This window comes from Williamsia serinedens (assembly GCF_024171725.1).
GTDB classification, from domain to species: domain Bacteria; phylum Actinomycetota; class Actinomycetes; order Mycobacteriales; family Mycobacteriaceae; genus Williamsia_A; species Williamsia_A serinedens.
In genome coordinates this window covers 65,077-87,040 of the sequence record NZ_JAMTCG010000009.1, presented here as the reverse complement: position 1 = coordinate 87,040, position 21,964 = coordinate 65,077, and the positions used below count along the sequence as shown (strand labels likewise).

Genomic DNA, 21,964 nt, shown 5'->3' with positions numbered 1-21,964 from the left:
TTCGATGTCTTCGCTCTCCCCGAGGAGCACGATGCGCTGCGTGAGGCGATCCGTGCGTTGTCGGAGAAGGAGATCGAGCCGTACGCGGCGGAGGTCGACGAGAAGTCGCGCTTCCCGCAGGAGGCGCTCGACGCGCTCAACGCGTCGGGGTTCAACGCCATCCACGTGCCCGAGGAGTTCGGCGGTCAGGGTGCCGACTCGGTCGCGGCGTGCATCGTGATCGAGGAGGTCGCCCGCGTCGACGCGTCGGCGTCGTTGATACCGGCGGTGAACAAGCTCGGCACGATGGGTCTGATCCTGGCCGGCGACGCCGACCTGAAGAAGAAGGTCCTGCCGGAGATCGCCGACGGCGCGTTGGCGTCCTACGGCCTGTCCGAGCGCGAGGCCGGTTCAGACGCCGCGTCGATGCGCACCCGCGCGAAGAAGACCTCCGAGGGCTGGGTCCTCAACGGCGGCAAGGCGTGGATCACCAACGGCGGGAAGTCGACCTGGTACACCGTCATGGCCGTCACCGACCCGGAGAAGGGTGCCAACGGCATCTCGGCGTTCATGGTGCACAAGGACGACCCGGGCTTCTCGGTGGGCAACCTCGAGCGCAAGCTCGGCATCAAGGGCTCGCCGACGGCGGAGCTGCACTTCGAGAACTGTGAGATCCCGGGCGACCGGATCATCGGCGAGGAGGGCACCGGCTTCAAGACCGCGCTGCAGACCCTCGACCACACGCGGCCCACGATCGGTGCGCAGGCGGTCGGTATCGCGCAGGGTGCGCTGGACAAGACGATCGCCTACGTCAAGGACCGCAAGCAGTTCGGCAAGTCGATCAGCCAGTTCCAGGGCGTGGAGTTCATGATCGCCGACATGGCCATGCAGATCGAGGCCGCGCGGCTGATGGTGTACAGCTCGGCGGCGCGTGCCGAGCGCGGGGAGGGCAACCTCGGGTTCATCTCCTCGGCGTCGAAGTGTTTCGCCTCCGACGTCGCGATGAAGGTCACCACCGACGCGGTCCAGCTGTTCGGTGGGGCGGGCTACACCCGCGACTTCCCCGTCGAGCGGATGATGCGCGACGCCAAGATCACCCAGATCTACGAGGGCACCAACCAGATCCAGCGCGTCGTCATGTCGCGCGCACTGCTGCGCTGACGCGCAGGGTCACATCTCCTTCGTCGCCTGCCGGACGAGCCCGCCACCGACGATGAGTCGTTGGATCTCGCTCGTCCCCTCGTAGAGCCGGAGGAGACGGACGTCGCGGAAGATCCGTTCGACCGCGACACCTCTCATGTAGCCCGCGCCGCCGTGCACCTGCACGGCGGCGTCGGCGACGCGGCCGGCCATCTCGGTGCAGTACAGCTTCGCCGCCGACGGCGCGACACGGGTGTCCTCGCCGCTGACGTACTTGCGGGCGGCCTCGCGGACGAGCGCCCGTCCGCTCTCCACACCGACGTACATGTCGGCCAGGTGTGCCTGCACCAGCTGGAAGTCGCCGATCGGCGTACCGCCCTGTCTCGTCGTCGCGGCGTGGGTCAGCGACTCGTCCAGGGCGCGCTGCGCGCACCCGACCGCGAGCGCCGCGATGTGCACGCGTCCTTTCGCCAGCGACGTCATCGCCGCGCGGTAGCCGCCGTCCTCGCTGCCGCCGATGAGCGCGGCGTCGTCGACCAGCGCACCGTCGAACCACACCTCGGCGCTCCACGCGCCCTCCTGGCCCATCTTGGCGTCCTTGGGGCCGACGGTGACGCCGGGCGTGTCGGCGGGGACGAGGAACACCGCGATCCCCGGACCGGACTCGTCGGCGGGCCGGGTGCGGGCGAACACGATGAAGAGGTCGGCGATGGGGGCGTTGGTGATGTACCGCTTGGCCCCGTCGATCCGCCACCGGCCGTCCTCCCGGGCCGCACGGGTCGTCAACCCCGCGGGGTTCGAGCCCGCCTCGGACTCCGTCAGCGCGAACGACGCGACGACCTCCCCGGAGGCGATGCGGGGCAGCCACGTCGACTTCTGCTCGTCGGTGCCGAACCGCACCAGGACCTGTCCGGCGATGCCGTTGTTCGTCCCGAACATCGACCGCATCGCCAGGGACGTGTACCCGAACTCCATCGCCAGCTCGACCTCGTGGACCAGGTCGAGGCCGAGGCCGCCCCATTCCTGGGGTATCGCGTAGCCGAACAGACCCATGTCCGCTGCGGCACGGCGGATCTCGTCGGGGATGCGGTCGTCACGGGCGATGTCGCCCTCGCGGGGGATCACCTCCTTCGCGATGAACTCCCGCACCTGCGCGAGGATCACGCGGAAATCGTCGTCGGTGACCTCTGCGTCCGCCATGCCGCCACTGTCCGGCCCGGTCGGTGACCGTGTCAAGGACGCCGACGGCGGTGCGCGCCCGCGCCGGTCAGCTGAGGGAGACGGTGACGCGCTCGGTGCGGGCGCGATCGGCCGTCGTGGCGACGTCGGGGTGGGCGACCTGCACCAGGCTCGCGCCGACCACCATCGTCGCGAGGAGGTTGGCGACGACGTCGTCCGCGGCGTCCCAGTGCCGTGTCGAGAGCACCCGCGACGAGGCGTCGATGCCGGCGGTGGACGCGAACTCCCGTGCCATTAAGAGGATCTCGTCGGTGGTCCGGCCGTCGAGGGCGGCCGGGCCGGCGACGACGGGAGAGAAGGCGTCCGCGTGGACGCGGATCGCGGACCCGAAGTCGGTGACGCCCGCGGGCAGGTCGGCGACGGGGAGTGCGAAGGGGTCCAGGGGCATCGCGACGACCTCGTCGGCATCGGAAGACCCGACCTCCGTGCGCGCACAGAAGGCGACCGTCGCGGCGTGCCCCGCCCCGATCACGGCGTCGGCACCCGCCCACCAGATCCCGGCGAGGACGACGAACGTCTGCCAGTGGGCGGGCGCGATCACCGCGACACGGTCGCCGGGCATGACGCCGGCCTCGTCCCGCAGGAACGAGGCCACCTTCGCGGCCCAGTTCGCCGACGTGGTCGCCGAGAGCTCGGTGCGCTCACCGGATGCGTCGTCGTAGAAGGTGATCAGGGGCGCAGCGGGATCGGTCCGGGAGCCGAGGACGGCGTCGGTGATCGTCAGTTCACGCATTGGGGACCCTGTCCGGAGGCGGTGATCGGGGCGGCGGTGCTCGTCGCCGGCGCGGCCGGGGACGCCGCGGCCGCCGGGGTGGCGTCGGGCTGCGCACCGGTGTCGGTGATCGATCCCGGTCCGGTGTAGGAGTCGGTGAGGACCAGGCGCAGGTGGTCCGCCGGGACCGACGGGTCGACGCGCACGGGCAGCCCGCCCATCTGCTTGGCGAGGTCGGTGGCGCCTGCGCTCTGTTCGGAGGTGACGACCGCGCTGGACGTCACCGAGCCGCTGTCGTCGGTGCTCGTGGCGCCCCGCGCGTACCCCCGCGTGGTGGCGATGGTGGAGACGTTGGAGGCGAGGCCGTCGACCGTGCCCGCGTTCACCACGTCGACCGTGTAGGAGGAGCGGTCGAGGCCGCCCTTCGGCTTGTCGAGCAGGCTCGACGTGAACCGGTGCACCGCAGCGGGATCGACGCGCACCACGGACTGCTGGCCGTCGTCGCTCCAGCCCTGTTCGTCGACGACGGGGATGGTCGCGAACCGGACCTTGCCGCCGGACAGGTCCTTGAGCTGCTCGACGAACTTCAGGATGTCCCAGGAGTCGTCGATGACCACCGACCGTCCGACGGCGTCCTGCAGGGCCGACAGCTTCGACGGGTCGGCGAGTGTGCCGGCGGAGAGGACCTTCTGGGCGAGCGAGGCCATGAACACCTGCTGGCGGACGATGCGGTCGAGGTCGCCCCGCGGCAGGTCGTGCCGCTGGCGGACGAAGCTCAGGGCCTGCGCGCCGTCCAGCGTCTGACGGCCGGCGCGGAACCGCGCCCCCGACAGGGGCTCGTCGACGGCGTTCTTCAGGCACACGTCCACACCGCCGACGGCGTCGGTCAGCAGCGTGAAGCCGACGAGCCCGACCTCGGCGTAGTGGTCGACCTGGACGCCGGTGAGGTTCGCGACCGTGGTGATCAGCGCCTGGCGGCCGGCCTCGGTGGCCTCGGAGTCGGCCTGGGCGTCGGGTGTCCCGGCCTCCACGAGTTGCTCGCGCTTCGCCTCCCGGGTGGAGCCGTAGGCGGAGTTGATCTTCGTCCTGCCGATGCCGGGGACGTCGACGTAGGAGTCCCGCGGGATGGAGATCGCCGTCGCCGACGACCCGTCGTTCGGCACGCGGATGAGCAGGATCGTGTCGGTGTTGGTGGCGACCTCGTCGCCGGCGTGCAGCTTCGCCTGTTCGGCCGGGGAGAGCGGGTTGCCCTGCGCGTCGGTGCGGGAGTCGGTGCCCACCAGCAGGATGTCGACGGCGCCGTCCTTGCCCGTCCCGAGGCCGAGGCCACCGAGTCGGGTGACGTTGTTCTCCAGCGAGGTGACGCTGTTCCAGGCGTAGCCGGTGAGCACGAGCACCGCGATCGACACCAGTGCGGCGACGATCCGGCCCGGGTGTGCCCGGCGACGACGCGTGGGTGGTGCCGTCGAGGCCGGCGGAGGTGTGCGGTCGCCCGCGTCGGCCGGGCGGGGTGGGCGGGGTGCGCGCGCCTGTGTGGTCGCGGAGGTCGGTTGGTCCCGGGGCGCACGGCCTGTGCGTCCGGCCGAGGCCGTCCGGGCGGCCGGGGATCGTCCGGCGGGCGCCGATGTCGACGGCCGGCCGTGACGCGCGCCGCGGGGACGACGGGCGGGCTCACCGCGGGGACGGTCCGGGGTGCGGTCGCCCGTCTCGACGCGGCGACGGCCGCGCTCACCGGGTGGCTCCAGCACCTGCCGATCTCCTCGTGGTCGTCGCGACGTCGCGGTGGGCACCGATGCCCCGCGTCCGCGCGCTGCGGCGGCGGACACCGTCTGACAGGCTACGGGCGACGTCCGCCCCCGTCGGGGACCCGCTCGGGCGCGTCGCATGTGACAGACGAGAACAGTGGGGAGGACGTGCCGGTGAGCGATGCCGCTCCGGATCTGGTCGTGGTCGGTGCCCGGGGGCAGGTCGGCCGGTTGATCGCCGCGTCCCGTCCCGACGCACTCCTGCTCGACCGCGACGAGGTGGACATCACCGACGGGAGTTCGGTCGACCGGGTGCTGTCGCACCTGGGCCCGGGCAGCGCGGTGGTCAACTGCGCCGCGCACACCGCGGTGGACGCCGCCGAGACCGACGTGGCCGCCGCGGAGGCGATCAACGTGACCGGTCCGGCCAATCTGGCGCGCGTCACCGCGGCCACCGGTGCCCGGCTGGTCCACGTCTCCACCGACTACGTCTTCGACGGTGCCCCGCCGGCGGGGGACCGACGACCCCTCGAACCGGAGGATCTCGACCCCGCCGCCCGGCCGCCGTCGGTGTACGGCCGCACCAAGCTCGACGGCGAACGGTCCGCGAGGGCGGCCGATCCCCGGACCACCGTCGTCCGCACGGCCTGGGTGTACACCGGCGCGGCCGGCGGTTCGGACTTCGTGGCCACGATGCGGCGCCTCGAGGGGGAGCGGGACACGGTCTCGGTCGTCGACGACCAGGTCGGGTCGCCCACCTACGCCGCGGACCTCGCGCAGGCCCTGCTCGCCGTGGCGGGGACGCCGTCGACCGTCGGGACGACGCTGCACGCGACGAACGTGGGCGCCTGCAGTTGGTTCGAGCTCGCCCGCGCGGTGTTCGCCGGCATCGGAGCCGACCCCGAGCGGGTGCTGCCCACGACGACCGCCGACTTCCCCCGACCCGCCCCGCGTCCCGCGTGGTCGGTGCTGTCCCCGCGGTCGTGGGAGCGGGCGGGTCTGACCCCGCTGCGGGACTGGCGCAGCGCGCTGACCGCGGCACTGGCCGCCGACGGCGTGACGCGGGGAGGGTGACCCGGAAGGGGTGACCCCCTTCGTTACCCTTGCCCGGTGATCGAGCAGGGCCGGACCGACGAGGCGGCGACCCCCACCGACGGGACCGTGGCCGTCGTGACCGTCACCTACTCCTCCGGTGACCACCTGCTGGCCTTCCTCGCGAGCCTCGAGACCGCGACGTCGACCAGCCCGCAGGTCGTCGTCGCCGACAACGGGTCCACCGACGACTCGCTCGAGCGCGCGCAGCGCGACCACCCCGACGTGACGATCCTGCACACCGGCGCCAACATCGGGTACGGCGCCGCGGCCAATCGCGGTGTGGCCGAGATCGATCCGTCCGTCGAGTTCGTCGTCGTCGCCAACCCCGACGTGGAGTGGACCCCGGGCAGCATCGACGAGCTGATCGCCGTCGCGCGACGACATCCGCGTGCGGGGTCGGTCGGTCCGCTCATCCGTGAGCCCGACGGCTCGGTCTACCCGTCGGCGCGCAGCGTGCCCGACGTCGTCTCCGGGACCGGTCACGCGTTGGCCGGCCTGGTGTGGAAGGACAACCCTTGGACGGCGGCCTACCGCCACCTCGACGAGGAGATCAGCGAGCGACCCGTCGGCTGGCTGTCGGGGTCGTGTCTGCTGCTGCGCCGCGCCGCCTTCGACTCCGTGAACGGGTTCGACTCCCGCTACTTCATGTACATGGAGGACGTCGACCTCGGTGACCGGCTCGGTCGGGCCGGATGGCTCAACGTGTACGCGCCGTCGGCCGAGATCGTCCACCGCAAAGGACATGTCGCCGGCGCCGACCCCGATGCGATGCTGCCCGCGCACCACCGCAGCGCCTACCGCTTCCAGGCCGACCGCCACCCCGGACCGCTGTGGGCGCCGCTGCGCGGTGCGCTCGCCGCGGGCCTCTGGGTGCGGTCGAAGGTCACGGTCGGCGCGGCCCGCCGTGCGGCGCGCGGGGATCGTCGCGGCGTTGCGGACGACCGCGGTGGTCCGGTCGCCTAGGGTTCTCCTCGACGGCCCCGACGGCCGACGCCCCACACCACCGACGCCGAGGGAGGCGCAGTGACCGAGACCGACGACACCCGGCGGGATCAGCCGGTGCAGGCCGTGATCCTGGTGGGCGGCAAGGGGACTCGCCTCCGTCCGCTCACCCTGTCGGCGCCCAAGCCGATGCTGCCGACCGCCGGGGTGCCGTTCCTCACGCACATGCTGTCGCGCATCGCCGCGGCCGGCATCACCGACGTCGTCCTCGGCACGTCGTTCAAGGCCGAGGTGTTCGAGCAGCACTTCGGCGACGGGTCGTCGCTGGGGCTGTCCATCACCTACGTCACGGAGACCGAGCCGCTGGGCACGGGCGGCGGGATCCGCAACGTGCTGCCGGCGCTGACGGCCGACACGATCCTCGTCTTCAACGGGGACGTGTTGAGCGGCACCGACGTCCGCGCCGTGCTCGACACCCACCACTCCTCCGGCGCCGACGTCACCCTCCACCTCGTCCGCGTCGGCGACCCCCGCGCGTTCGGCTGCGTCCCGACCGACGACACCGGTCGTGTCACGGCGTTCCTGGAGAAGACCCAGGACCCGCCGACCGACCAGATCAACGCCGGCTGCTATGTGTTCCGCCGCTCGGTGATCGAGGAGATCGACGCCGACCGCCCCGTCTCGGTGGAGCGCGAGGTCTTCCCGTCGCTGCTGACGAGCGGCCGCCACATCCAGGGGCACGTCGACTCCGGGTACTGGCGCGACATGGGCACGCCCGAGGACTTCGTGCGGGGCTCGGCGGACCTGGTGCGCGGCATCGCGCCGTCGCCGGCGCTGTCGGGTCATCGCGGCGAGTCGCTGGTGCACGACGGCGCGGGGATCGCGCCCGGAGCGGTGCTCGTCGGTGGCACCGTCGTCGGCCGCGGGGCCGAGGTCGGTGCGCGCGCCCGACTCGACGGCGCGGTCGTCTTCGACGGCGCGGTGATCGAGGCCGGTGCCGTGGTGGAACGCAGCATCATCGGGGCCGGGGCCCGCATCGGACCGCGAGCACTCGTCCGGGACGGTGTCATCGGCGACGGCGCCGACATCGGTGCCCGGTGCGAGCTCCTCCGGGGTGCGCGCGTCTGGCCGGGTGTCACCCTGCCCGACGGCGGCGTCCGGTTCTCCACCGACGTCTGATGCCCGCGCCGACGTGGTCGCGCTTCGCCGCCGTCGGGGACTCGTTCCCCGAGGGCGTCGGGGACGCCGATCCCGCCCTGCCCAACGGGGTACGGGGCTGGGCCGACCGCGTCGCGGACATCCTCGCGCGGTCGGCGGCCGACCGGGGTGCGGGACCGCTGCGGTACGCGAACCTGGCCATCCGCGGCAAGACCCTCGACCAGGTGGTCGGCGAACAGACGGCGCGGGCGCTCGCGCTCGAGCCCGACCTCGTCGCCGTGTGCGCGGGCGTGAACGACCTCGTCCGGCCCTCGGTCGACATCGACGACCTCATGGCCCGCTACGACGCCTTTCTCGCCGACCTCCGATCCACGGGCGCGACGGTCCTCACGTTCACCGCCTTCGACACCGCCGACCGACCGTTGTTCTCGGCCCTGCGGGGACGGTTCGCCGTCTACAACGAGCTGCTGCGCGAGATCGCCGACCGCCGCGGGCTGCTGCTCGTCGACTTCTGGCGGATGCGCGAGTTCTCCGACCGGCGGATGTGGGAGTTCGACCGCATGCACCTGTCGCCGGACGGACACCACCAGATGGCGGTGCGGGTGGCCGAGGCCCTCGGGGTCGAGCACGGCCTCGCGCACACCACGTTCGGGCCCGCGGAGAAGCTGTCGCCGGGTCGACGGCGCAAGGACGACCGGCGGTGGATCACCCGGGAGGCCGCGCCGTGGGTCGGGCGTCGGCTGCGCGGGAGGTCCCGCGGCGACGACATGGCGCCTCGTTTCCCCGAGTGGGTCGAGGTGGTGCCGCCACGCTGAGCCCGACGGCCGAGGGGTCAGACCTCGTCGGCGGGTGCGGCGGTGCGCGCCGCGGCGAGCAGGCCCCGGCCGAGCGGGATGACGACGGGCAACAGGCTGTCGTCCTCGGAGATCAGCAGCGCCGCCTGCCGCGCCGCGGTCGTCTCCGGGTCGGTGCGGGACGGGTCGGCGATGCGTCCGTCTGCCGTCGCGTCGTGCACCAGCAGCAGACCGCCCGAGCGGAGCAGGCGCAGCGCCTCGGTGATGTAGCGCGGCTGGTCGATGACCGGGCCGTCGACGAAGACGACGTCGTAGGAGTCGTCGGCGAGACGCGGGAGGACGTCGGCGGCGCGCCCGGTGATCAGGCGTGTCCGCGAGCCGGCGATCCCGGCGGCGGTGAACGCGGCGCGGGCGGCGCGGTGGTGTTCGGAGTCCGGGTCGATGGTGGTGAGCACACCGTCGGCGCGCATCCCGCCGAGCAGCCACAACCCGCTGACGCCTGCGCCGGTGCCGATCTCGACGACCGCACGGGCGTCCACCAGACGCGTGAGCAGGCAGAGGGTCGCGCCGACGGCGGGCGACACGGCGTGGGCACCGATCTCGACCGCCCGCTCCCGGGCGGCGACCAGGGCGGCGTCCTCGGCGATCGCGGACTCGGCGTACGCGGCCAGCGAGCCCGGGTCGGGCGCCGACCCGGGACCGGTGGCTGACGGGGCATCGGGCGGGGTCGGCACCTGACGACCCTAACCGGACACGCCGGTGTGCGACCCCGGTGACGCGCCACCGACCGGTTCTCAGGCAAACCTCAGGCCACTCATACGGCTGCCACACCCCGATGCACGAGAGTTCTCGTCAACGGGGCGAGTGGTCATCCGGAGACGATGGCCGGTTCGCCGGGATCGGGAACATCTCCCGGGCACCGGAGGGTTCGACGGACCACACCCGCCCGACGAGAGGAAGTGGAGCACCACCGATGACGCCTTCGCCCAGTGGGACCGGTACCCGGCAGGACACGGCCGATCGCGCCGTGATCACCCCGGACGCGGAGGCCGTCGTCGAGTCGCCGGTGGTCTCGACCGGCACGGCCGGCTTCGACGAGACCGGTGACGCGACCCTGATGCCGTCGTGGGACGAGTTGGTGCGCGAGCACGCCGACCGCGTCTACCGCCTGGCCTACCGACTCTCGGGCAACCAGCACGACGCGGAGGACCTCACGCAGGAGACGTTCATCCGCGTGTTCCGGTCGCTGTCGAACTACCGCCCCGGCACGTTCGAGGGCTGGCTGCACCGCATCACCACGAACCTGTTCCTCGACATGGTCCGCCGTCGCGCGAAGATCCGCATGGAGGCCCTGCCCGAGGACGCCGAGCGGGTCCCGGGCAGCGCGCCCGACCCGGGCCGCGTCTACGACGACGCCCACCTCGACCCGGACCTGCAGGCCGCGTTGGACGCGCTGGCGCCGGAGTTCCGCGCCGCGGTGGTCCTGTGTGACGTCGAGGGGCTCTCCTACGAGGAGATCGCGGCGACGCTCGGCGTGAAGCTGGGCACCGTCCGCAGCCGGATCCACCGCGGTCGGCAGGCCATCCGCGACCACCTCGCGCAGGCCGGCCACACCAGCGGTCGATCGGTCGCCGCCTCTCTCTGACGCCGCGGGAACCCGATCCGCCCGTCGGTCGTTGACCCCACGGCCGGCGCCCCGGGGACCCCCGTCGCCCGTCGGCTCGTCCACCGTCGGTTCGCTAAGGTGGGCGCCAGCACTCCGTCGTCCGGGCACCCGACGACGGGCAGCAGCCGGAAGGAGGCCGACGTGGTGTTCGACCACCGATCCCGTCCGGACCGACCCGGCGCCGACCGGCGCGGTCTCGACGCGCCGGGCGCGGTCCACGGACCGGCCCGCCCGCCGGAGTTCGCCCCCACCGACCACCTCGCGCCCGAGGCCGTCGCCGCCTACGTCGACGGGGAACTCCGCTTCACCGCACACATGCGCGCGGCGCGACACCTGGCCCTGTGCGTCGACTGCGCCGCCGAGGTCGAGGCCCAAGGCGCCGCGCGGTCCGCACTGCGCACCTGCGGCGAGGTCACCGTGCCCCGCGACCTCCTGGGGTCGCTGACCCAGATCCCGACGCGCGAGATCGACCTGCGCGACGTCCCCGGCCGCCCGTCACGCCGCGGTCCGCTCTCGGCACCCGGGTTCCCGGTCCATCGTCCCCACCGGTGGCGCGGTCGGTGACCGACACCGACCGACGCGGCGCGAACGACCATCCCGTCGCGGGACCGGCCTCCGGCCCGACCCGCCCCGCACCGGATCCCGCCACGGCCGCCGTCTTCGGCCGACCCGACGGGGTCGACGGGTCCTTCGCCGCCCCCGAGCAGCAGCGCGCCCGTCCCCGCCAGCCCGTCACCGCCCCGCCGGATCCCGTCCTGCGGGAGGCGTTCTCGCGGCCGGACGACGCGACCGACACCATCGGGCGCGATCCCGACGCCCGGTACGGGGCCCCGACCGACGAGGCCGACCCGCCCGACCCGTGGCGGGATCCGGGCAGCATCGCCGCCCTCTCGACCCCCGCGGTGTCCGTGCCCGAGACGCCGGCACCGACCATCCCCGGTCACCGTCTCGGCGTGCGGGAGCTGCTGTTCGACCGCCTCGTGTCCCGTCAGGCGCTCGTCGTCCTCGCCGTGCTCGCCCTCGCGGTCGGCGCTCTCGGCGGTCTCGTCGGTCGTTACACCGCCGAGGTGGTCCCGCCGCTGCACTCCGACACCGTCTCGCTGCGTCAGACCGACTCGTCGCCGGAGAGCAGGCAGGGGCGCGTCGCCGACGTCGCCGCGGCCGTCGAGAACGCCGTCGTCGCGATCACTGTCCGCACGTCGGGCGCCGTGGGCACCGGTTCGGGCGTCGTCCTGGACAAACAGGGCTACATCGTCACCAACAACCACGTCATCTCCCTGGCCGCGACCCAGCGCGGCTCGGTCGAGGTGACGTTCTCCGACCGGCAACGTGTCCCGGCACGGATCGTCGGGCGGGACACCAAGACCGACCTCGCCGTCGTCAAGGTCGACGGTGTCGACAACCTCACGGTCGCGGCGCTCGGCGACTCCTCCGACCTGCGGATCGGCCAGGAGGTCGTCGCGTTCGGGTCGCCGCTCGGGCTCGACCGCACCGTCACCAGCGGGATCGTCAGCGCCACCGGGCGTGCGGTTCCGCTGCGTCCCGACGAGACGTCCGACACCGACGCGGTCATCGACGCGATCCAGACCGACGCCGCGATCAACCCCGGCAACTCCGGGGGGCCGCTGGTCGACGACGACGCGAAGGTTATCGGCATCAACACCGCCCGCGCCGACTCGGGTGGCGGTTCGTTCGGGCTCGGTTTCGCCATCCCGATCGATGAGGCCCGTGAGGTCGCGCAGGAACTGATCCGCGACGGTCGGGCGACGCACGCGCAGATCGGGGTGTCCGCGAGTTCGGTCCGCAACGACCGTGTGCTCGGCGCGCAGGTCCGCAACATCGTCGCGGGGTCGCCGGCGGCCTCGGCGGGTCTGCGGGAGGGCGACGTGGTGACCGAGTTCGACGGTCGCCCCATCGACGGCGCCGACGAACTGACCGTCGCCGCGCGGACCGCCCCGGTCGGCCGGGCGGTGCCCTTCTCGTACTGGCGCGACGGGCGGACCTTCACCGGCACCATCACGCCCGCCGCGGACTGAGTACCCTCACAACCGTGTTCTCGAGCATCGGATGGGGCGAGCTCCTCGTCCTCCTGGTGGCCGGTCTGGTCATCCTCGGGCCCGAGCGTCTGCCGGGCGCCGTGCAGTGGACCATGCGGTCGCTCAAGCAGGTCCGCGACTACGCGTCGGGCGCGACCAACCAGCTCAAGGAGGACCTCGGCCCCGAGTTCGAGGACTTCCGCAAGCCCCTGGCCGACCTGAACGAGCTCCGCGGGATGACCCCGCGCTCGTTGATCACCAAGCATCTCCTCGACGGGGACGACTCGTTCTTCACCGGCGACTTCGACGGTCGCGCGTCGGACGGTGTCACGCGCATCAAGCCGGTGTCCGCGCCGATGCCCGAGGCCAACCCGACCCCGGCACCGAAGCTGGCCGTGGACCATCCCGGCGAACCGCCGTCGCTGACGAAGAAGCCCCCGTCGACACGGCCGAGCGTGGCCGACTGGGACGCGACCTGACGCGGTCGGGTCAGGCGTTGCGCGCGGTGTCGATCCCGAGGCTCATCCCGGCCAGCCCGCGGCGGCGCACCGCGAGGCGTTCGGCGACGGCACGCAGGGCCGATCCGGCGGCCGACTCGGGGTTCGACAGGACCAGCGGCATCCCGGTGTCCCCGCCGACCCGCAGGTCGGTCTCCAGCGGGATCTGACCCAACAGCTCGACAGGTGCGCCCACCGACCGACTGAGACGCTCGGCGACGAGCTCGCCGCCGCCGGAGCCGAACGGCTCCATGCGCGTGCCGTCGGGCAGCTCCATCCACGACATGTTCTCGACGACGCCGACGATCTTCTGGCGCGTCTGCAGGGCGATCGCGCCGGCACGCTCGGCGACCTCGGCCGCGGCCTGCTGCGGGGTGGTCACCACGAGGATCTCGGCGCCCGGGATGAGCTGGGCGATCGAGATGGCGACGTCGCCGGTGCCGGGCGGCAGGTCGAGCAGGAGGACGTCGAGGTCACCCCAGTAGACGTCGGCGAGGAACTGCTGCAGCGCGCGGTGGAGCATCGGCCCACGCCACACGACGGGCGTGTTGCCCTTGGTGAACTGGGCGATGGAGATGAACCGCACGCCGTGCGCGATGGGCGGCATGATCATCTTCTCGACCTGGGTGGGGGCCGCGTCGTTGCCCATCATCCGGGGCACCGAGTGCCCGTAGATGTCCGCGTCGAGCACGCCGACGCTCAGCCCGCGGTCGGCGAGGGCGGCGGCGAGGTTGACCGTCACACTCGACTTGCCCACGCCTCCTTTGCCCGACGCCACGGCGTAGACGCGGGTCAACGAGCCGGGCTGGGCGAAGGGGATCACCGGCTCGGCGCGATCGCCGCGCAGGCTCTTGCGGAGCTCGGTGCGCTGGGCGTCGTCCATGACGTCGAGCTCGACGCGGACGGCACCCACGCCGGGTACGTCGGCGGCCGCCTTCGTCACGCGCTCGGTGATCTCGGTGCGCAGCGGACACCCCGAGGTGGTCAGGTAGATGCCGATGTCGACGCTCCCGTCGTCGGCGACGGCGACCGACTTGACCATGCCCAGCTCGGTGATCGGCTTGCCGATCTCCGGGTCGTTGACCGTGCGCAGGGCGCCGCGGATGGCCGATTCGGTGTCCGGGGCGTTCCGCCCGGCGTCGGGTCGTGTGTCACTCATCGTGACCCAGCGTATCGGCCGCGACCGAGGCCCCTGTGGGTGCGGTCGTCGATCCGGCCGTCCGCCGGACCTGCTGCTCAGGCCGTCGCGAGCGCGGGTGTGGGCCGCAGGGTGAGCGTCGTGACGACGCAGGGGGCGGTCGCTCTCGCGGCGGTCAGCGGGCCGGCGGGATCGCCCGACAACGACGCGGGTCCGCAGCGGGTGCCCAGGGCGTCGACGGCGAGCCCGGTGATCTCCACCGCCTTCGACCCCGTCGGCGTGACGGTCCACGGCAGCGCGACCGTCCGGGCGATGCCGCACAGGGGGTTCGCACCGCGCAGCGTGGCCGCGCTGATCGTCGCGGTCGTCCCGTCGGCCGCGACGGTGCCGGTCAGGTCGACCGAGCACTCGACGGGGCCGGCCGGCGACGTCACCGCGAGTGTGCCGCCGGTCGTGAACTTCGTGCCCACCGCGGTGAACCGGACCGCGGCGTCGGTCGCGCCCGGCGCCGTGGGTGCACCCGGTGCGCCGGGTGCCGGCGCGGGGACACCCGGACGGACCGGGGCCGCGGGTCGCACCGGGGTCGCCGGCGGGGCGGGCAGGCCGGACACCGGGGTGGTCGGCACGGCGCCGGTCGCGTATCCGATCGCCCAGGCCAGCACCTCGGTCGCGTACGGGAGCGACTGGTTGTAGCGGAGCACCGACGAGACCCGGTGGACGGGGCTCATGACGTCGGAGACGCCCGCGCACAGATAGCGCGCCGCCGAGTACGCGGCGTCGAACAGGTTGTTCGGGTCGGCCTTGCCGTCGCCGTTGGCGTCGGCGCCCCACGCGGCCCAGGTGCTGGGGATGAACTGCATCGGGCCCACCGCACGGTCGTGGACCGGGTCGCCGTCGATCGCGCCCTTGTCGGTGTCGGTGATGACCGCGTCGCCGGCGTTCGAGCCGTCGAGCACCGGGCCGAGGATCGGGGTGAGCGTGGTGCCGGACGAGTCGACGTTGCCGTTGCCGGCGTGGTCGCTCTCGATCCGCCCGATCCCGGCGAGCAGGTACCAGGGCATCTTGCAGCCGGGGTTCTCGCTGCCGATGCGGTCGGCGGCGAGCTTGTACGCCTTCATCGCGATGCCGGGGATGCCGAGCGGGCCGGACGGCAGCGCCGGGGCGAGCTGCCGGGTGGCGGCGACCGGTGCGGCGGGCGACGCGCCCGCGGGCGCCGCGGGCGGCACGATCCGCGCGGCGCGGTCGGCCACCGGGGCGACCAGCGCGGCGGGCGCCGCCTGGGCGGCGTCGGGGACGGGCAGACGTTGCGCGCTCGAGGTCGACGCGCCGAGCACGACGATGCCGATGAGGAGGCTCGCGACACCCGCGCTGACGACGCGGCCCGACATGTGCGTCGAGGCCTCACGCCACCCGTCCGACACCGCTGCCGATGCGGTCCGTGCGCCCCGACGGACGGCGTCGACCGCCGCCCGTCCTCGTCCGTCCATCACGTCTGCAGTTCTCCTGTGACCCGCTCGCCGCATGAGTCGTCGACGCGCGCGGGCGCAGACGAATCACACGGTGGTGCTTCACGATTCGACGTCCGCGCACCGCGCCGACGACGATCGACCGTCCTCCGCCGACCCCGAGGCGGACTGTGAGCCACGGTACATGTGCGTCGAGGGTGGCCGGTGCGTTTCTCCAGGACGCTCAGGAACGCCGGGGGCGGTCGTCCTCGGCGTCACCGTCGGCCAGCGCCGAGCGGAGTTCGGAGAGCAGGTCGTCGAGCTCGCGACGCAGGTAGTCGCGGGTGACGGTGTCACCGACGGCCAGTCGGACCGCGGCCAACTCGCGCGCGAGGAACTCGGTGTCGGCCTTGGTCTGCTCGGCGCGGACGCGGTCCTCCTCGATGGCGATGCGGTCGCGGGTCTCCTGCCGGTTCTGCGCCAGGAGGATCAGCGGGGCCGCGTAGGCCGCCTGCGTGGAGAACGCCAGGTTGAGCAGGATGAAGGGGTAGGGGTCCCAGCGGATGCTCACCGCGGCGAGGTTCAGCGCGATCCACACGACGACGACCACGGTCTGGATCGCCAGGTAGCGGCCGGTGCCGAGGAAGCGCGCCAGCTTCTCGGAGTAGACGCCGACGAGGTCGGAGTCGACGTGCCACCCGAACCCGCGCCGCCGGGTGCGGGGTGTGTCGAGGCGGCTGCGGGTGCGTTCCGGGCTCATCGGTCACCCCCGGCGTCGACGCCGGCCCGGCCCGACGTCGATCGAGCGCTCTCGCCGGGCTCGGAGTCGCGCCAGTCCTCGGGCAGCAGGTGGTCGAGGAGGTCGTCGACGGTGACGGCGCCCAGCAGGTGGCCCTCGGCGTCGACGACGGGTCCGCAGACGAGGTTGTAGGTCGCGAAGTACCGCGTGACCTCCTCCAGGGAGTCCTCGGGACCGAGATGGGACAGGTCGGTGTCGACGATGCCGCCGACGAGGTCCGCCGGCGGCTCGCGCAGCAGCTTCTGCAGGTGGACACATCCGAGGTACTTGCCGGTGGGGGTGGCGGTCGGGGGGCGGACCACGAAGGTCAGGCTCGCCGACGCCGGCGTGAGATCGGGGTTGCGGGCGCGGGCGAGCGCCTCGGCGACGGTGGTGCTGGGGGTGACCACCGTCGGCTCGGGGGTCATCAGACCTCCCGCGGTGTCCGGGGAGAAGGTGAGGAGACGCCGCACGGGGGCCGAGTCCTCGGGGTCCATCAGCTGCAGGAGAGCCTCGGCCTCGAGGTCGGGCAGCTCGCCGAGCAGGTCGGCCGCGTCGTCGGGGTCCATCGCCTCCAGCACGTCGGCGGCGCGGTCGACCTCCATGTGCCCGATGAGGTCGGTCTGGTCGTCGACGGGCAGCTCCTGCACGACGTCGGCGAGGCGTTCGTCGTCGAGGGCGGCGGCGATCTCCTGTCGTCGCTTGCTGGGCAGCTCGCGCAGGGCGTTGGCGACGTCGGCGGCGCGCATCCCGTCGAACTGCGAGAGTGCCTGCGAGACGGCCTGTCCCGGCAGCTGCAGGGCGGTGTGGTTCAGGCCCCGCACCGCGGGCCACTCCACGACGTGGGTGCCGCCGCGCCGTCGCAACCGTGAGCGGTTCGCCCGCACCGCGACCCGGCACACGACCCAGTCGCGGGTGCGGGTGCGCTCGATGGCCAGGTCGACCACCGTCACGTCGACGCCGGCCAAGTCCGGCAGGTCGGGATCGTCCACGCGCACACGGGTGTCCACGATCTGGCCGATGGCCAGGGCCTCGCCGGGCCGCAGGTCGAGGCGGCGGAGGCTGACGGTGCCGGTGTTCAGCGTCACCGAGGTCGACTCGATCGACGTCACGCGCAACATCGGGACGAAGATGCGCCGACGCGTGGTCAGCTCGACGGCGAGCCCCAGCGCACGTGGGGGAGCGGAGTCGTGACGGATGGACAACACGAGGTCGCGCACACGGCCGATCGATTCCCCGTCCGGGCCGAGCACCGCGAGGCCCACGAGACGGGCCACGAACACCTTGCCCACATTTGCCATGGCTGTAAGGGTAGTGGGGCCGTCCGGACGTGCCGGAGCAGTCCTCGCCGGGCGGGCGACCCGTCACCGCGGCGGGTGGACACGGGAGGCCAGGCGTGCAGACGACACCGGTGCAGGGGCGATCCGCGGCCCGACGCACGATCCTCGCGGTCCCGGGCAACTCGTCCCGCATGCTCGCCAAGGCCCGCGACTCCGCGGCCGACGAGGTCTTCTGCGACCTCGAGGACGCCGTCCCGCCGTCGGAGAAGGAGGCGGCGCGCGCCGGCATCGTCGCCGCGCTGAACACCGGTGGGTGGCGACCGGGCCGGCGGTCGGTGCGCGTCAACGGATGGTCCGCCGGACCCTGGACGCACGAGGACGTCATCGCCGTCGTGACGGGCGCGGGCGCGCACCTCGACTCGATCATCGTCCCGAAGGTCCGCTCGGGTGCCGAGGTCGTCGCGGTGTCCCTCCTGCTCGACCAACTGGAGGCGCGCTGTGATCTCGCTCCCCGGTCGATCGCCCTGCAGGCCCAGATCGAGGACGCCCGGGCGCTCACCGCGATCGACGAGATCGCCTCGGCCTCACCGCGTCTGGAAGCGCTCGTCATCGGACCGGCCGACATGGCGGCCGACCTGGGGATGCGCACCCTCACCACCGGTGAGCAGCCCGTCGGCTACACGCTCGGCGACGCCCACCACCATGTGATGATGACCGTGCTGGTGGCCGCCCGCGCGCACGGCCTGGCCGCGGTCGACGGCCCCTACCTCGCGCTGGAGAACCCGGATGGGCTGCGGCGCATCGCATCCGCCGCAGCCGCGCTGGGCTTCGACGGCAAGTGGGTGATCCACCCGGGCCAGATCGACACCGTGAACGAGGTGTTCACCCCGCCCGACGAGGCCGTCGCGGAGGCCCGCACGCTGCTCGACGCCTACGCGGCGGCCACCTCCGACGCCCGCGGCGCCGCCCGACACGGGGGCGAGATGATCGACGAGGCGAGCGCGGCCATGGCGCGCTCGGTGCTCGCCCGCGCCGCGGCGGCGGGAACGGACATCGGCCGCCGGACGTTCTCCTGACGAGACCCGCGACCCCTGAGGTGCGCAGAGAAGAGGAAGAGACCATGACGAACCCGCTCGGACCCCGCCAGGGGCAAGGACCCGGCCTGCCGACGCCGCCGTCGGGATGGCCGATCGGCTCGTACGGCACCTATGCCGAGGCGCAGAAGGCCGTGGACTACCTGTCGGACCAGCACTTCCCGGTCCAGGGCGTCACCATCGTCGGTGTCGACCTCATGCAGGTGGAGCGCGTCACCGGTCGCCTCACCTGGGGGCGCGTCATCGGCGGCGGCATCGCGTCGGGCGCCTGGCTCGGCCTGTTCGTGGGTCTGCTGCTCAGCATCGTCACCGGGAACCTGTTGACCTCCTTGGTCTTCGGACTCATCTTCGGTGCGCTGTTCGGCGTCATCTCCGCGTCGCTCGCCTACGGCGCGACGCGCGGCCAGCGTGACTTCGCGTCGACCATGCAGCTCGTCGCAGGTCGTTACGACGTGATCTGCGATCCCAAGACCGCGGAGCAGGCCCGCGACCTGTTGGCTCGCACCGCCATCTGACGCGCGGCCTCCGGGCGCCCGAGTTGCCCGATCCAACACGCCCGGACGCGGTCGGACAGCGTCCTGACCTGCGCTGACTCAGGAGTTGGCACGGTCATCCCGAATGTGTTGCGTGTCACGAAACCGCCCCTATAACGTATCGCCTCAGGCATTCGATGGCGCACGCCGGACCTCTGGCTGTCGTGCACTGGCCGCAAGGAGGCGCGCGTGGCGGGGAACGATGGCTCCGACGGGGGGTCCCGGTCGTCCGGGGTGACCCGACCGACCCGGCGGCGGTCCCGCCGTCGTCTCGCACTGGCGGCCATGGCCGCCGCGGTGACGATCCCGACGATCGCCGCGTGCGGCTCCGGGTACACCCAGGGGACGATCAACGTCTACTCCCCGCCGGACAACGCGTCGCTGATCGACTCGGTCGGCAAGGACTGCTCCCAGAGGTCCAACGGTGCGTACCGGGTTGTGACACACAAGCTCCCGCGCAGCGCCGACGACCAGCGGCTGCAGTTGGCCCGTCGCCTGGCCGGCAACGACGCGGGCATCGACGTCCTCGGCATGGACGTCGTGTGGACCGCCGAGTTCGCCGACGCCGGCTGGCTGGTCCCGGTGCCCGACGACCTCACCGGGTCCATCCGGTCGCAGTCGCTGCCCGGTCCGCTGGAGACGGCGGAGTGGAAGACCGCCGACGACAGCGGCAAGCGCCTCTACGCGGTGCCGGCGTGGACCAACACGCAGCTGCTCTGGTACCGCCCCGACATCCTGAAGCAGTACCTCGGCCGCACCACGCCGCCGGCGACCTGGGACCAGCTCCTCGCCGACAACGAGACCATCCGCAAGGCGTGGAAGGGCCCCGGCCCCGCGCCGAGCTACATCGAGGTGCAGGGCGCGCAGTACGAGGGCCTCATGGTGTGGTTCAACACCCTGCTGCAGAGCGCCGGAGGCGAGGTCGTCGACCCGAACGACCCCACGAAGGTCACGCTGAACGACACCCCGGCCCACCGCGCGGCGACGGAGAAGGCGCTCGCGGTCATGCGGGCGATCGCCCGGGCGCCCGGCGCGGACCCGTCGCTGAGCAACGCCAAGGAGGACGACGGCCGACGCACGATGGAGAACGGTCTGGCGACCTTCCAGATCAACTACCCGTTCGTGTTCCCGTCGATGCGCAAGAACGCCGCCACCGGTGCGGTCCCGTTCTTCCCGGAGATGACGCAGTTCAAGTCGCTCTTCGCCGACGAGGACAACCCGCCGAAGGACTCGAGCCTCGGTCGCGTGAACCAGGTGGTGCGCACCAAGTTCGACTTCGCCCGCTACCCGGGGATCCTGTCCGGACAGCCCGCGAAGGTGACCGTCGGTGGCGTGAACTTCGCCGTGGCCGACACCTCGAAGCAGAAGGACCTGGCGTTCCAGGCTGTCTCCTGCCTCACCGACACCAAGGCGCAGACGGTCTACTCGGTGCAGGGCGGCACGCCCCCCACGATCGCGTCGGTGTACGACGACCCCGCCTTCCAGGCGGTCTACCCGATGGGTGACCAGATCCGGGCGCAGCTGCAGACGAACTCGTCGTCCACCCGCCCGGCATCGCCGGTCTACCAGGCGATCTCGACGCTGCTGACCGCGAAGCTCAGTCCGCCGGGATCGCTGGACCCGCAGACCGGGCCGGACGTCCTCGCCGAGCAGGTCCGCAACGCAATCGACGGCAAGGGGCTGATCCCATGACGACCGCTGACCCGAACGCGCTCGGCGGGACCCGCTCCCGCGGGCGCCACGCGGCACCGGAAAGCATTCCGGCGCGCACGGACTCGGCCACGACCACCGCGGCGAAGGCCCCGAAGGCCGCGTCGGAGGGCAAGAAGGCCGACCGTCGCCTGGGGTTGATGCTCATCGCGCCCGCGGTGATCGTGATGCTCGTGGTGACCGGTTACCCGATCGTCTACTCGGTCTACCTCAGCCTGTTCAAGGCGAGCCTGTCGGCGCCGGGCAAGAACGAGTTCGTCTGGCTCTCGAACTACGGCACCGCGCTCAGCGACCAGTACTGGTGGACCGCGCTCGGCGTCACGCTCGGGATCACCGTCGTCTCGGTCGCGATCGAGTTCGTCCTCGGCCTGGCCGTGGCCCTCGTCATGCACCGGACGCTGTTCGGGCGCGGTCTGATCCGCACCGTCGTCCTCATCCCGTACGGCATCGTGACCGCGGTCGCGGCGCTGTCCTGGTACTACGCCTGGACCCCGGAGACCGGCTACCTGGCCAACCTGCTGCCCACCGGATCAGCCCCGCTGACCCAGCAGTGGCCGTCGCTGGCGATCATCGTGCTGGCCGAGGTGTGGAAGACCACGCCGTTCATGGCGCTCCTGCTGCTCGCCGGCCTCGCCCTCGTCCCCGACGATCTGCTGAAGGCCGCCCAGGTCGACGGGGCCGGCGCATGGACGCGTCTGATCAAGATCACGATCCCGCTGATGAAGCCGGCGATCCTGGTCGCGCTGCTGTTCCGCACCCTCGACGCCTTCCGCGTCTTCGACAACATCTACGTCCTCACCAAGGGCGCGAACACGACCTACTCGGTGTCGATGTTGGGCTACGACAACCTGTTCAAGGCGTTCAACCTCGGTGTCGGGTCGGCGATCAGCGTGCTCATCTTCATCGTCGTCGCGATCATCGCGTTCCTGTTCATCAAGGGCTTCGGTGCCTCGGCACCCGGCGCCGACCAAGAGGGGCGGTAG

21 protein-coding genes are annotated in these 21,964 nt (G+C 72.4%); 13 read left to right on the top strand and 8 right to left on the bottom strand.

Annotation, left to right across the window (positions count from 1 at the left end):
• Nucleotides 1-1,140 (top strand): acyl-CoA dehydrogenase (locus tag LX12_RS20780; protein ID WP_253656519.1); only part of this gene is annotated, 1,140 nt, incomplete at its 5' end.
• 9 nt (nt 1,141-1,149) lie between these two features.
• On the opposite strand, the gene LX12_RS20775 is transcribed toward LX12_RS20780, so the two are convergent.
• From LX12_RS20775 to LX12_RS20765, 3 genes are all read right to left on the bottom strand, one after another.
• A complete protein-coding gene (locus tag LX12_RS20775; protein WP_253656518.1) occupies nt 1,150-2,319 on the bottom strand; it encodes an acyl-CoA dehydrogenase family protein in 1,170 nt (389 codons plus the stop codon).
• A gap of 67 nt (nt 2,320-2,386) precedes the next feature.
• Nucleotides 2,387-3,091 carry a TIGR03089 family protein gene (locus LX12_RS20770; protein ID WP_253656517.1) on the bottom strand — a complete coding sequence of 235 codons (705 nt, stop codon included), beginning with the start codon at nt 3,089-3,091 and terminating at the stop codon, nt 2,387-2,389.
• A complete protein-coding gene (locus LX12_RS20765) occupies nt 3,079-4,818 on the bottom strand; it encodes an LCP family protein (RefSeq protein ID WP_308214047.1) in 1,740 nt (579 codons plus the stop codon). Before LX12_RS20765 ends, LX12_RS20770 begins: the two co-directional genes overlap by 13 nt.
• A gap of 171 nt (nt 4,819-4,989) precedes the next feature.
• On the opposite strand from LX12_RS20765, the gene rfbD reads away from it, so the two are divergent.
• The 4 genes from rfbD to LX12_RS20745 are packed head-to-tail and all read left to right on the top strand — an operon-like array spanning nt 4,990 to nt 8,825.
• Entirely contained in the window at nt 4,990-5,889 is a 900-nt protein-coding gene (gene rfbD / locus LX12_RS20760) for a dTDP-4-dehydrorhamnose reductase (protein ID WP_372505116.1), read from the top strand.
• A 36-nt stretch (nt 5,890-5,925) separates the two neighbouring features.
• The gene (locus tag LX12_RS20755; protein ID WP_308214046.1) at nt 5,926-6,873 is read left to right on the top strand and encodes a glycosyltransferase family 2 protein; all 948 of its coding nucleotides are present in this window, start codon (nt 5,926-5,928) and stop codon (nt 6,871-6,873) included.
• Nucleotides 6,874-6,933: 60 nt separating this feature from the next.
• Nucleotides 6,934-8,031 (top strand): mannose-1-phosphate guanylyltransferase, encoded by a 1,098-nt coding sequence (gene manB, locus LX12_RS20750; protein WP_253656514.1) that lies wholly within the window; start codon nt 6,934-6,936, stop codon nt 8,029-8,031.
• A complete protein-coding gene (locus LX12_RS20745; protein ID WP_253656513.1) occupies nt 8,031-8,825 on the top strand; it encodes an SGNH/GDSL hydrolase family protein in 795 nt (264 codons plus the stop codon). Before manB ends, LX12_RS20745 begins: the two co-directional genes overlap by 1 nt.
• 17 nt (nt 8,826-8,842) lie before the next feature.
• On the opposite strand, the gene LX12_RS20740 is transcribed toward LX12_RS20745, so the two are convergent.
• Complete coding sequence (locus LX12_RS20740) at nt 8,843-9,538, bottom strand: O-methyltransferase (protein ID WP_308214045.1); 696 nt, start codon at nt 9,536-9,538, stop codon at nt 8,843-8,845.
• A gap of 239 nt (nt 9,539-9,777) precedes the next feature.
• On the opposite strand from LX12_RS20740, the gene sigE reads away from it, so the two are divergent.
• From sigE to tatB, 4 genes are all read left to right on the top strand, one after another.
• Nucleotides 9,778-10,449, top strand: coding sequence for an RNA polymerase sigma factor SigE (gene sigE / locus LX12_RS20735; protein ID WP_301284934.1), 672 nt, complete (start codon nt 9,778-9,780; stop codon nt 10,447-10,449).
• 162 nt (nt 10,450-10,611) lie between these two features.
• Nucleotides 10,612-11,034 (top strand): anti-sigma factor, encoded by a 423-nt coding sequence (locus LX12_RS20730; protein WP_253656512.1) that lies wholly within the window; start codon nt 10,612-10,614, stop codon nt 11,032-11,034.
• On the top strand, nt 11,031-12,506 hold the full coding sequence (locus tag LX12_RS20725) for a S1C family serine protease (protein WP_253656511.1): 1,476 nt from the start codon (nt 11,031-11,033) through the stop codon (nt 12,504-12,506). The genes LX12_RS20730 and LX12_RS20725 overlap by 4 nt, the downstream gene beginning before the upstream one ends.
• Nucleotides 12,507-12,520: 14 nt before the next feature.
• The gene (gene tatB, locus LX12_RS20720) at nt 12,521-12,985 is read left to right on the top strand and encodes a Sec-independent protein translocase protein TatB (protein ID WP_253656510.1); all 465 of its coding nucleotides are present in this window, start codon (nt 12,521-12,523) and stop codon (nt 12,983-12,985) included.
• 10 nt (nt 12,986-12,995) lie between these two features.
• Here tatB and LX12_RS20715 read toward each other — a convergent pair whose 3' ends face one another.
• The 4 genes from LX12_RS20715 to LX12_RS20700 all read right to left on the bottom strand — a co-directional run bounded on the left by LX12_RS20715 (nt 12,996) and on the right by LX12_RS20700 (nt 17,665).
• Nucleotides 12,996-14,162 carry an Mrp/NBP35 family ATP-binding protein gene (locus tag LX12_RS20715; protein ID WP_253656509.1) on the bottom strand — a complete coding sequence of 389 codons (1,167 nt, stop codon included), beginning with the start codon at nt 14,160-14,162 and terminating at the stop codon, nt 12,996-12,998.
• A 77-nt stretch (nt 14,163-14,239) separates the two neighbouring features.
• A complete protein-coding gene (locus tag LX12_RS20710) occupies nt 14,240-15,628 on the bottom strand; it encodes a PraA/PraB family alkane oxidation protein activator (protein ID WP_253656508.1) in 1,389 nt (462 codons plus the stop codon).
• A 202-nt stretch (nt 15,629-15,830) separates the two neighbouring features.
• Nucleotides 15,831-16,346: a DUF1003 domain-containing protein gene (locus tag LX12_RS20705; protein ID WP_253656507.1), complete on the bottom strand. Its 516-nt coding sequence runs from the start codon at nt 16,344-16,346 to the stop codon at nt 15,831-15,833.
• Nucleotides 16,343-17,665 carry a magnesium transporter MgtE N-terminal domain-containing protein gene (locus LX12_RS20700; protein ID WP_253656506.1) on the bottom strand — a complete coding sequence of 441 codons (1,323 nt, stop codon included), beginning with the start codon at nt 17,663-17,665 and terminating at the stop codon, nt 16,343-16,345. The genes LX12_RS20705 and LX12_RS20700 overlap by 4 nt, the downstream gene beginning before the upstream one ends.
• 95 nt (nt 17,666-17,760) lie before the next feature.
• Between LX12_RS20700 and LX12_RS20695 the strand changes: the two genes are divergently transcribed.
• From LX12_RS20695 to LX12_RS20680, 4 genes are all read left to right on the top strand, one after another.
• Entirely contained in the window at nt 17,761-18,720 is a 960-nt protein-coding gene (locus LX12_RS20695) for an HpcH/HpaI aldolase/citrate lyase family protein (RefSeq protein ID WP_253656505.1), read from the top strand.
• A gap of 44 nt (nt 18,721-18,764) precedes the next feature.
• Nucleotides 18,765-19,253, top strand: coding sequence for a YflT domain-containing protein (locus tag LX12_RS20690; RefSeq protein WP_253656504.1), 489 nt, complete (start codon nt 18,765-18,767; stop codon nt 19,251-19,253).
• 207 nt (nt 19,254-19,460) lie between these two features.
• Nucleotides 19,461-20,963 (top strand): extracellular solute-binding protein, encoded by a 1,503-nt coding sequence (locus LX12_RS20685; RefSeq protein WP_308214044.1) that lies wholly within the window; start codon nt 19,461-19,463, stop codon nt 20,961-20,963.
• A complete protein-coding gene (locus LX12_RS20680; RefSeq protein WP_372505117.1) occupies nt 20,882-21,964 on the top strand; it encodes a carbohydrate ABC transporter permease in 1,083 nt (360 codons plus the stop codon). The genes LX12_RS20685 and LX12_RS20680 overlap by 82 nt, the downstream gene beginning before the upstream one ends.

Excerpts from the sequence above, each read along its gene's own strand:
- LX12_RS20690 (WP_253656504.1), top strand. The coding sequence starts at position 18,765 with ATGACGAACCCGCTCGGACCCCGCCAGGGGCAAGGACCCGGCCTGCCG.
- LX12_RS20770 (WP_253656517.1), bottom strand. The coding sequence starts at position 3,091 with ATGCGTGAACTGACGATCACCGACGCCGTCCTCGGCTCCCGGACCGAT.
- sigE (WP_301284934.1), top strand. The coding sequence starts at position 9,778 with ATGACGCCTTCGCCCAGTGGGACCGGTACCCGGCAGGACACGGCCGAT.
- LX12_RS20715 (WP_253656509.1), bottom strand. The coding sequence starts at position 14,162 with ATGAGTGACACACGACCCGACGCCGGGCGGAACGCCCCGGACACCGAA.
- LX12_RS20745 (WP_253656513.1), top strand. The coding sequence starts at position 8,031 with ATGCCCGCGCCGACGTGGTCGCGCTTCGCCGCCGTCGGGGACTCGTTC.
- LX12_RS20710 (WP_253656508.1), bottom strand. The coding sequence starts at position 15,628 with ATGGACGGACGAGGACGGGCGGCGGTCGACGCCGTCCGTCGGGGCGCA.
- LX12_RS20705 (WP_253656507.1), bottom strand. The coding sequence starts at position 16,346 with ATGAGCCCGGAACGCACCCGCAGCCGCCTCGACACACCCCGCACCCGG.
- LX12_RS20700 (WP_253656506.1), bottom strand. The coding sequence starts at position 17,665 with ATGGCAAATGTGGGCAAGGTGTTCGTGGCCCGTCTCGTGGGCCTCGCG.
- LX12_RS20775 (WP_253656518.1), bottom strand. The coding sequence starts at position 2,319 with ATGGCGGACGCAGAGGTCACCGACGACGATTTCCGCGTGATCCTCGCG.